The sequence below is a fragment of the Flavobacterium sp. genome, from assembly GCF_035299245.1.
GTDB lineage: Bacteria > Bacteroidota > Bacteroidia > Flavobacteriales > Flavobacteriaceae > Flavobacterium.
In genome coordinates this window covers 12,169-22,904 of sequence record NZ_DATGWY010000010.1, presented here as the reverse complement: position 1 = coordinate 22,904, position 10,736 = coordinate 12,169, and the positions used below count along the sequence as shown (strand labels likewise).

6 protein-coding genes are annotated in these 10,736 nt (G+C 36.3%); 3 read left to right on the top strand and 3 right to left on the bottom strand.

Features of this window, described 5'->3' with window-relative positions; translation table 11 throughout:
• Window positions 1-106: 106 nt before the first annotated feature.
• Window positions 107-2,539 (top strand): outer membrane beta-barrel family protein, encoded by a 2,433-nt coding sequence (locus VK161_RS07525; RefSeq protein ID WP_324214157.1) that lies wholly within the window; start codon window positions 107-109, stop codon window positions 2,537-2,539.
• 49 nt (window positions 2,540-2,588) lie between these two features.
• On the opposite strand, the gene VK161_RS07520 is transcribed toward VK161_RS07525, so the two are convergent.
• Both VK161_RS07520 and VK161_RS07515 read right to left on the bottom strand, forming a co-directional pair.
• The gene (locus tag VK161_RS07520; RefSeq protein WP_324214156.1) at window positions 2,589-3,596 is read right to left on the bottom strand and encodes a beta-ketoacyl-ACP synthase III; all 1,008 of its coding nucleotides are present in this window, start codon (window positions 3,594-3,596) and stop codon (window positions 2,589-2,591) included.
• 163 nt (window positions 3,597-3,759) lie between these two features.
• A complete protein-coding gene (locus VK161_RS07515; protein ID WP_324214155.1) occupies window positions 3,760-4,092 on the bottom strand; it encodes a YegP family protein in 333 nt (110 codons plus the stop codon).
• Window positions 4,093-4,257: 165 nt separating this feature from the next.
• On the opposite strand from VK161_RS07515, the gene VK161_RS07510 reads away from it, so the two are divergent.
• Window positions 4,258-6,675, top strand: a complete 2,418-nt coding sequence (locus VK161_RS07510; RefSeq protein ID WP_324214154.1) for a prolyl oligopeptidase family serine peptidase — start codon at window positions 4,258-4,260, stop codon at window positions 6,673-6,675.
• Window positions 6,676-6,717: 42 nt separating this feature from the next.
• On the opposite strand, the gene VK161_RS07505 is transcribed toward VK161_RS07510, so the two are convergent.
• Window positions 6,718-7,644 (bottom strand): ABC transporter ATP-binding protein, encoded by a 927-nt coding sequence (locus VK161_RS07505; RefSeq protein WP_324214153.1) that lies wholly within the window; start codon window positions 7,642-7,644, stop codon window positions 6,718-6,720.
• Between the two features lie 179 nt (window positions 7,645-7,823).
• Between VK161_RS07505 and VK161_RS07500 the strand changes: the two genes are divergently transcribed.
• Window positions 7,824-10,412 carry a hypothetical protein gene (locus tag VK161_RS07500; RefSeq protein ID WP_324214152.1) on the top strand — a complete coding sequence of 863 codons (2,589 nt, stop codon included), beginning with the start codon at window positions 7,824-7,826 and terminating at the stop codon, window positions 10,410-10,412.
• Window positions 10,413-10,736 lie beyond the last annotated feature (324 nt).

The following is a 10,736-nucleotide window of genomic DNA, read 5'->3' as shown; positions in this document are numbered from 1 at the left end:
CTGAAATTCTTTTCAGGAGTTTTTTTTATAGAATTGTAACAAATTCCTCTTTTGTTCGCCTTACAGTAGCAAAAATCATCAATCAATTCAAATTTAAGTTCTTTACATGAAATCAAAAATTGCTATTTGTTTCCTATTTACGTTCATTACTTTTTTTAGTCAGGCACAAAATGAAACCTCAACTTCTTTAAAACCTGGTAGTATTTCAGGAAAAGTAATCGACAAAAAAACCAATGAAGCTATCCCTTATGTAACTATTTCTATCATCGATGAGGGGAAAATAATCACTGGCGGAATCAGCCAAGACAACGGAAATTTTACCGTTAAAAATATACCTCTAAAGACAGTAACTGTCGAAATCATATTCATCGGATACAAAAAACAAACGGTTACGATCAATCTTTCAAACACAGACAAATCAATCAATTTAAAAACCATTTACCTTGAAGAAGAAGCGACTCTATTAAAAGAAGTTGAAATTGTAAAAGACAAATCGATTATCGAACAAAAAATCGACCGAAAAGTCATCAATGTCGGCAAAGATTTGATTTCGGCTGGTGCAACTGCGGGCGAAATCATGAACAATATTCCTTCGGTTTCGGTTGATCCTCAAACCAATGCGATTAGTTTACGTGGAAATGAAAACGTACGAATACTGGTTGATGGAAAACCAACCAATGTTAGCGCAGCCCAATTATTACAACAGATTCCATCGGCTTCCATCAAACAAATTGAATTGATTACCAACCCATCAGCCAAGTACAACCCTGAAGGAATGAGCGGTATCATCAACATCGTTTTGCACAAAAACGCCAAATTGGGATTCAACGGAAGCATCAACAACGGTGTGACTTTTGCCATCACGCCCAAAGTAAATTCATCCATCGATATGAATTACCGTTCAGGAAAATTCAATTTCTACGGAAATTATGGCTTCAACCACGGAAAATATGCCAACAACGGATTCATCAATATTTTAGAAGTTGATAACCGAAGTAATCAATTGTTTGATTTTGGCAATAAAAACACCTCTCACTTAGGAAAAATTGGTCTGGATTTTTACATCAACGATCGAAATACCATTTCATTTTACACTAATCAAAGTCGTTTTGACGGAGATGGTTTTGGAAAAACAGATGTTGATTTCACTTCTGGAAGCAATCCTGACATAGTGCAATTGTTCATCAATGACAATTCAAACACCACTCAAACTTACAATTTGGATTACAAACACGATTTCAAAAAAGAAGGTGAAAACATTGAGCTGGAAATCAATTACAACCTAAATGACGGTCGAGAATTGGCTTATTTTAGCTACCCTAATTTGAATTCAGCTTTTAGTAATCAAGTGAAAACATTGGGCGACAATACCATCATCAACCTTGATTATGTGAATCCGTTGACCGATAAAACTAAGCTGGAATTAGGTTTGGAAAGCCGAATTGAAGCTACCGACAACTCGTTTGACATAACCAATAATTACGATTCTGATTTTGATTTCAAACGAACCATTCACTCGGCGTACGTTACTTATGGCAAACAATTTGAAAAATGGAGTTACCAATTGGGTTCGCGTTTCGAACAGTACAATGTGGATTCTCAATTCAGAAAATTAGATTCAGAAGACATCAATTTGAATGGAAATACAACTGAAATTTTAACCGAAAATTACGAAGACGAAATTTTCGCAGTTTATCCATCAGCGTATTTGACGTACACTCCAAGTGAAAAAAACTCGTTCAATTTGAATTTTTCGCGCCGTGTGGATCGACCAAGCATCGGACAAGTAAATCCGATTAGAGAATGGAGTACGCCAACGGTAACTTCGGTTGGAGAACCATCTTTAGTACCACAATTTACTAATTCATTTGAATTGAATTATACCCGAAAAACTAAAATCGGAAGTATTACTTCGGGTGTTTTTTATCGAATGATTGAAGACGAAATCACGCGTTCAGTGTATACGGATCCATTGGATGAAAACCGTCAAATCTTAACGTATTTAAACTTTGAAGACAATAACGCTTACGGACTTGAAGTATCTGGAAATTTAGATTTCACCAAATGGTGGAGCGCTAATATCAGTTTCGATGCCTATTATAGAAAAGTAAAAGGTGCCGTTGAAAATGAGCAAAATGTAATTGAAACTTCTACTGTAGATGCTACATTGTTCAATTCGCGCATCAACAACAATTTTAAAATCACCAAAAATCTACGCGCACAGTGGTTTGGAATGTACCGCGGACAAGACAAGAGTTTGCAATACACGAGAAAAGCCATGTGGAAAACCGACATTGGTGCGAGTTTGACCGTAATGAAAGGAAACGGAACCGTAAGTGCACGATTCAGCGATATTTTTAAGTCGATGAATTTTCAATTTGAAGGCTCGAAACCGAGTCCGCGTGAAGGAGAATTCAACTGGGAAAGTCGTTCGGTATACTTAGGATTTAATTATAAATTTGGTTCAGGTAAAAACGGAGCGTTACAAAGAAAACAACGCGACAAAAACGAAACCCAAGGCGGTGGCGGAATGTTTTAAAAAAAATTAGAATTTATAGAAAAGGCGGACTAAAGTCCGCCTTTATTTATTACCATCTAATAATTGCGCTTCCCCAAGTAAAACCACTACCAAAAGCGGCCAAAACGACCAAATCGCCTTCTTTGATTTTTCCGCTTTCCCAAGCTTCGGTTAGAGCAATCGGAATCGATGCTGCAGTAGTATTTCCGTATTTTTGAATGTTGTTGAACACTTGATCGTCAGTCAATTGAAATTTATGCTGAATGAACTGAGAAATTCTCAAATTCGCTTGATGTGGAATCAACATTGAAATATCAGAAACGTTCAAATTATTGGCTTCCAAACCTTCATTGATTACTTCTGCAAATCGGACTACAGCGTTTTTAAACACAAATTGCCCGTTCATATAAGGAAAATAACTTTCATCGTTGGGATCATTTTCTGCTAAAATATCCGTCACCCAACGTTTGCCCATTCCAGGAGCAATTAAAACCAATTCTTCGGCGTGTTGACCTTCTGAATGCAAATGTGTAGAAAGAATTCCTTTACTCAAATCATCTTCTCGAGAAAGCACTGCTGCTCCTGCTCCATCACCAAAAATAACTGAAACACCTCTGCCTCTATCGGTCATGTCCAAACCTGTCGAATGCAATTCGGAACCAATGACTAAAATGTTTTTGTACATTCCAGTTTTAATGTATTGATCGGCAATTGAAATCGCATAGACAAAACCCGAGCATTGATTTCTAACATCAAGCGCGCCTACAGTTCTTAAACCCAAATCGCGCTGCACTAAAACTCCCGGACCAGGAAAATAATAGTCCGGACTCAAAGTGGCAAATATTACAAAATCAATGTCTTCTTTGGCAATTTTGGAACGTTCGATGGCTATTTGAGCTGCTTTTACACCCATAGTGGTTGTGGTATCTTCACCTCGAACAACATGACGACGCTCTTTGATTCCGGTTCGTTCTTGAATCCAAGCATCGTTAGTGTCCATTATTTTGGATAAATCATCATTAGTGACAACATTATCAGGAACATAAAATCCTAAACCCGATATTTTTGAATGATACATAATTTGATGTATTGATAAAATTAATAGCCTGTTTTTAGTCTTTTTCTAAAAAACGATGTTTTTGAAAGTATAAATATAGGAAAATGCTAATTAGTTGCAATCATTTTAGAATAAAAAAACCAGTCTATCACTAAACTGGTTTTCTCCTTAAAAAATAGATATATTAAGCCGATTGATCATCGGTTTCTGCATCAGGTGCATTTTTCTTTACTGATTCTATTCCGTTGTCTCTAGCAGAAGCACTTTCGTACATTTCACTCGAACCAATAATTTGACCATTAGTGGCTTTTAAACTGAAATAGTACTTTCCGTTGGACGATTCTTTTTTCTCAAAACGAGCATCATCTTGCGAATTTTTCTTTACTGATTCTACTCCGTTCAAACACGCCGCTTTAGTTGTGTAACCTTCGCTAGCCAAAATGGTTTGTCCGTTCCCTGCTTTTAAATTGAATTGGTATTCTCCGTTAGTTCTGTTTGTAATTACAAATTTTCCCATTAGTTATAAGGTATTAAAGTTGGTTAATTATCGTATTCATTATATCAAATTTACTAATTTTTAAAAAACGAAGCACATTATTCACTAAAAATTAAATTCTCACAACTAATTTGTAACGAGTTTGAATTATCTTAGACCAATCAAACAATCAAAATCCGATTTATTATGAAAAAACGACTATTTCTTTCCTTGTTTTTATTGAGTTTTGGATGGACCATTCTGGCTCAGGAAAATGTAACGTATCAAAAACCTTCGGCTGAAATTATGGCTTTGGCTGATTACGAGCGAGCGCCATCAGTAAATATGGACTCCAAAAAAGTGTACATGTTATTGAGTTATCGCAATACATACAAAACCCTTGATGATTTGAATCAAGAAGAAATGCGTTTGGGTGGTTTGCGAATCAATCCGGTTACTAATATTTCGAGCACCGTAACGTACATCAACAATTTAAAGCTGAGAAAAGTGGCCGATAAAGTAGAACAACAAGTTACAGGTTTACCCGAAAATGCTCGAATTGCCAACGTTTCATGGTCGCCCAATGAGACCAAAATCGCATTCACGCACACTACCAATTCGGGAGTTGAATTATGGGTCATTGATGTAGCTACTGCCTCTGCAAAAAAAATAACTTCGGATAATTTGAATGCCAATTTAGGAAGTCCATTCAATTGGATGAAAGACAACGAAACCTTATTGGTAAAAGTATTGCCTAAAAATCGTCCAGCTTTAATCGACAGTAAAAAAGATTTACCAAAAGGTCCAACCGTATCAGTTAGTGACGGTTCGAAATCACAAAACAGAACCTTTCAAGATTTGTTGAAAAACAAAACCGATGAAGCCAATTTTGAAACATTAGTTACCTCCGAATTGTATAAAGTAACCTTATCGGGTTCGATGCAATTGTACAAATCAGCTGACATTTATGCGGGTGAAAGTTTTTCTCCTGACGGGAATTATTTGATGTTGACTACCATTCAGAAACCTTTTTCGTACATCGTTCCGTTGAGTCGTTTTCCTCAAAAAACAGTGGTGTATGATGCTTCTGGAAAAGAAGTAAAATTAGTCAATGAAGTTCCTCTAACCGAAGTGATGCCGAAAGGGTTTTCATCCGTACGAAAAGGAAAAAGAAGCATGAGTTGGAGAGCTGACAAACCGGCTTCATTGTCGTATGTTGTGGCTTTAGACGAAGGTGATCAAGCCGTAAAAGCCGATTATAGAGACGAAGTTTTTTCTTGGGATGCACCGTTTTCTTCTAATCCAACTTCATTGATTAAGTTGCAGCAACGTTATGGTGGAATTGTATGGGGCAATGAAAGCTATGCCATCGCAATTGACAGTTGGTACGATACTCGAAACGAAAAAACCTACTTATTCAATCCATCCAATCCAAGCCAAGAACCAAAAATTATTACCGATCGCAATTCGCAAGACATTTATTCTGATCCCGGAAATTTTGAAACCAAACGCAATCAGTACAATCGTTACGTTTTGGCCATTGAAAATGACAATACGTATTTAATTGGTGATGGATTTACCAAAGAAGGTCAGTTTCCTTTTATTGATGAATACAACTTAAAAACCTTAAAAACCAAACGTTTATATACTTCGACTTACAAAGACAAAAAAGAAGATTTGTTATCGATAGAAGATTTTAAAAAAGGCGATGTTTTGGTAATGATTCAGTCGAAAAATGAGTTTCCAAATTACTATTTTAGAAATATTAAATCGAAAGGCAAATTAACTCAAATCACTAACTTTAAAAATCCATTTGAGAGCATCAAAAATGTTTATAAAGAAGTAATCAAATACAAACGAAAAGACGGAGTTGAATTATCAGGAACGTTGTATTTGCCTGCCAATTATGATCGTGTAAAGAAATCGGAGAAATTACCTTTATTGATTTGGGCGTATCCAGAAGAATTTAAAGACAAAAGTTCGGCTGGACAAAGCAATAAAAACCCAAATGAATTCACCTTTCCTAACTACGGTTCTTTTGTGTATTGGGTTACCAAAGGATACGCTGTTTTAGACGATGCTTCGTTCCCAATTATTGGAGAAGGAACAACCGAACCGAATGATACTTTTATTCCACAATTGGTGGCCAATGGAGAAGCTGCAATTGATGCTGTAGATCAATTGGGTTATATCAATAGAAAAAAAGTGGCTGTGGGCGGACATTCGTATGGTGCATTCATGACAGCAAATCTACTGACGCATTCGAATTTATTTGCTTGCGGAATTGCTCGAAGTGGCGCCTATAATCGAACCTTAACGCCTTTTGGTTTTCAAAGTGAACAGCGTAATTATTGGGATGTTCCCGAAATTTACAACGGAATGTCACCGTTTATGAATGCCGATAAAATGAAAACACCATTGCTGTTAACTCATGGTGAAGCCGATAACAATCCTGGAACATTTACGTTACAAACCGAACGTTATTTTCAGGCTTTGAAAAACTTGGGCGCGCCTGTTCGAATGGTAATTTTACCAAAAGAATCGCACGGTTATGTGGCCAAGGAAAATATTTTACACTTGCTTTGGGAACAAGATCAATTTTTGGAAAAGTATTTGAAAAATTAGAGTAAAGAAAATAGAATATAGAAAATAGACTTCTGATGAATTTTAGAGGTCTATTTTTTTTAGGCATACATCTGAAGATTTTTTAAAATCAACTTCACTTTCAAAAAAGACAGTTTGAGTATTGTATTCGGCTTCAATCAAGTAATGATTTCCTCTGAAATACGAGTGAACAACAGTCACTTTCAGATTGGATTTTTCGGTAACTTTTAATTGGTGCGGATAAATTAAGTATGTTTTCCCATCGATTTCCATTTCATTAACATCACCAAAAAGAGAAGCTACATACCGATTTATTGGGGTTTCAAAAACCTTTTTTGGTGTTCCTTTTTCAATGATTGTGCCTTCTTTCATCACTAGCACTTCATCAGCAAACGAAAGTACATCGGTACTATCATGAGTGGCAACTATACAGGTAATCTGTTTTTCTTTTAGGTAAGAAAACAATTTTCTTCTGAGACTGTTCTTTCTGAAATTATCAATATGACTGAAGGGTTCGTCCAACAAAAGTAATTCGGGTTCCAATGCCAAAACTCGTGCAATAGCAACACGTTGCATTTGTCCGCCGCTCAATGTTTTAGCCTTTACATTGACAAAATCGGTCATTTCTACAATTTCCAATAATTCCATTACTCTAGCTTTTTTCTTATCAGGATAAATATTAGAAAGGTATTTCCCAACATTTTCTGCAACTGTAATGAAAGGCATCAAATCGAAATCTTGTGCCAAATATTTCATTGAATCAACACCGGGAATGAGGTTGAATTTCGGACCCAACACTTCTACATCGTTCCAAAAAATGTTTCCTTCATCTAAGTCGTACAAACCATAAATCAGCTTGAGTAAAGTGCTTTTCCCACAACCACTTTCGCCAATTACAGCCAGATTTTTTCCTCTTTCCAAAGAAAAATCAATGTTTTGAAGGGTTGCTTCTTTTAGATAGGAAAAAGAAAGATTGCGTACTGTTAGCATATCGAAGTAATAGTAGTGCAAATTTGGATATAAATTAGTTGAAAATCAAATAAAAAACTGATTATTAAACCATTTGATTTTCAGCAATATGACAATTCATCGATGATTAAGGTATTTTGTCGAGTAACTTTTACTCTAAATTAAATTTTTAATAAATTTAAGTACAAAACCTTATGATTATGAAAACAAAAAATTACATTTTATTAATTTTTTTCTTGCATTTTAACATATTTTTTGCGCAAGTCGGAATTGGAACAACAACACCTGATTCGCAATTGGACATTCGTTCCAGCAATCAAGCAGCTCCGGCCAACAATGATGGAGTTTTGATTCCGAAAGTGGATGTTTTTCCTGCTACAAACCCTACGGCTGCTCAACAAGGAATGTTGGTGTATTTGACTACAACCACTACTTTTCTTGCCACTTCAAGACCACCCGGATTTTACTATTGGAACAACCCAACTTCCGACTGGATAGGATTAAATTCATCTGCCAATGGTGATCACGACTGGTACGAACAAGGAACCACCACTGCTCCCAATGCTATTACCGACAATATGTTTCATACAGGAAATGTCGGAATTGGTATGAATACTCCATTGCATAAACTAGACATTGAAGCACCAGGAAATGTAATTGGTTTGCGATTATTGAGTGGTAACAATAATGATATCGGATGGCTTTCCTTAGGAAGAACCTACGAATACGCACAAATTGGAGCTTGTACGCCAGGTACTTTTTTTACCGATGCCTTAGCTGGTGATATGGCAATTAAAAACTTCAATACGGGCAAACTTTTATTTGGTGCCTCTTATATTGATACGGCTGACATGTCGATTATTCCCGGTGGAAATGTCGGAATCAACACCTCAAGTCCGGGTACTTTATTTGACGTAAGAGGAATTAACAATTGGAACACAGCCACTACAGAAGGTGATGTTCGAATTGGTGACCCGACGTATCGATTTAAAATTGGCGTTGCTACTGGTGGCGCTGGTGCTGGAGATATTCGTTTGACTGCGCAAGGAGGAACAAATCGCATTTTCTTAGGGAATTCAGTCAATAACACTTTAACTACTATTGACGGTTTAAATAATCGTGTTGGAATTAAAAATGTGATTTTACCCAATTCTGTTTTGGATGTTGCTGGTGATCTAGCTCTTCGAGAAGGAGCGGCTATTAATGTGATTGCTGGAGGAAATGTGGTCATTTTAAATGGTGAAAATAGCCATTACCGATTAGCCGGTGCAGCTGGAGCGTACTCTATTAATACTATTTTGAATGGAAATGATGGACAGTTACTGACTTTAATTAATACTACAGGACAAACAATGACCGTCTTAAATAATAATGTAGCTAACGGAATTTTAACAGGAACCGGAGGGAATTTAGTTTCTTCGAGTACAGGAAATTCAAGTGTAACTCTGATGTATAATGCTACTTTAGCACGATGGGTTGTAACTTCTTCCTCTGGAATGACCAATTCAAACTCATGGAATATAACTGGAAATGCGGGAACTAATGGCGGAAATACTGTAACTGCAGGAACCAACTTTATAGGAACAACCGACAATCAAAACATAGATTTTAGAACCAATAATATTTTTAGAGGACGTTTTAGTGGTTTGGGAGAGTTTTTTGTTGGAACGTTGAACACCGTTTTAACGGGTGATTTAATGAATGCAGTTGGAAATGTTACTTTTCCATGGGCTTCCAATGGATATACTGCTTTTGATGGTGCTGGTACTTATGGTCAAGTAACCGGTGGAACCACAATTTATGCCGGAGTTCAAGGTGAGTACAACGGAACAAATGCTCAAGGAACAGGAGTAAGAGGTTTGTCGTTAACTGCAACCCCAGGAACTTCATTTACAGCTCCGCATAGCGGAGTTTCAGGAGGCGCAACAACGGGTGGTTCATACAAATTCGGAACTTATGGTAGTGGTGGAACTAGTATTCGATCTGGTGGTGTTTTAGGAAATGATTTTGGAATTGCCTTGGGCGCATTGGGGTATTATTCGAGTGCTTTTATTGATTACTCAGTATATGGATTTGGCCAAGCACATACCAATGGTGTTGCTGGAGGTAGATTTTCGAATGATCCGATGGAAAAAAACAGTAATATCGGACTTGGAATTTACGGTGGTGTCATGGGTGGATGGGTTCGCGGAATGAAATACGGTTTTCATACCAAAGGCGAAACGTACAGTTTGTATGTGGATGGAAATGGCTACACTAACAAGCCATTGGCCTACTTAATTTCTACGGACGGAGCATCAAAAACGGCCAGTTATATGAGTACTTCTATAAAACCTGAAGTAACTGTAAATGGTAAAACATCCTTGGAAGGTGGAAAAGTTTTCGTAGCCTTTGATAAAGCATTCAGCCAAATTATTTCTAATGTTGATGATGTAATCATTACCGCTTCTCCTCAAGGAAAATCGAATGGTATTTATATTGACACCATAACTAAAGATGGATTTTGGGTTTATGAAAACAACGACGGAACTTCGAATGTGAAAATCTCGTGGATTGCCATAACCAAAATAAAAGGTGAAGAAAACCCTGAAGTTCCAAGCGATTTATTAGCCAATGATTTTGATAAAAAAATGGACGGAGTAATGTTCAACGAAAACAACAGCAGAGAAACTGCTCAAAGTTTATGGTGGGATGGAAATCAGATACGTTGGGATAGGCCAACTAATGATAAAGCAGACACTGAAACTGACAAACTAGCCCGGCCAAAGGAACCTAAAAATCCTCAGTAATTAATTAATAAGCGGTGTTCATCTGAATACCGCTTTTTTTTAAATCAATAAAGCATATATTGATGGAATAAAAACTTTTACATCTGAAAATAGATTTCATTCCTTAAACATTGTAAAGTAATCTACAATTTCATCCAAATCTTGACTTATTTCATGAATTTCAAAATCTATTAATTACATAATTATTTATATTTATAATTATAGTTAATGTATTTTTTGTGTTACATTTTTATCAAATAGATAAATTTCATTCTAAAAAAAAGTCTTGGTACAAAGAAAATCACCTATACATCTACACAACATATCACTCAATACAACTGTTTT